The sequence below is a fragment of the Acinetobacter sp. EKM10A genome (genome assembly GCF_011075215.1).
In the GTDB taxonomy this organism is placed as follows: Bacteria; Pseudomonadota; Gammaproteobacteria; order Pseudomonadales; family Moraxellaceae; genus Acinetobacter; species Acinetobacter baumannii.
The window spans coordinates 1-266 of the sequence record NZ_JAALLK010000053.1 but is presented as its reverse complement, the minus strand read 5'-3'; the positions used below and the strand labels follow the sequence as shown (position 1 = coordinate 266).

At 53.0% G+C, this 266-nt stretch carries 1 protein-coding gene; it reads left to right on the top strand.

Annotated elements, in window-relative coordinates; all coding sequences use genetic code 11:
• The coding region (locus G9371_RS19040; RefSeq protein ID WP_320077568.1) for a hypothetical protein at positions 1-266 on the top strand (266 nt) is incomplete at both ends.

Sequence of the window (266 nt, the reverse complement as noted above, 5' to 3'; positions counted from 1 at the left end):
AGCTGGTCAGTACCAAACCCGGGTAACCTGGTGGATGGCGATACCGTGACTGCAACAGCCACTGACCCTGCAGGCAATACTTCATTGCCAGGTACAGGCACAGTCTCTGCAGACATTACACCGCCAGTGGTTCTACTTGATGATGTGTTGACTAACGACAGCACACCTGCGTTAACCGGTACAGTGAATGATCCGACAGCAACAGTGGTTGTCAATGTGGATGGCGTTGACTATCCGGCAGTGAACAATGGTGACGGCACCTGGAC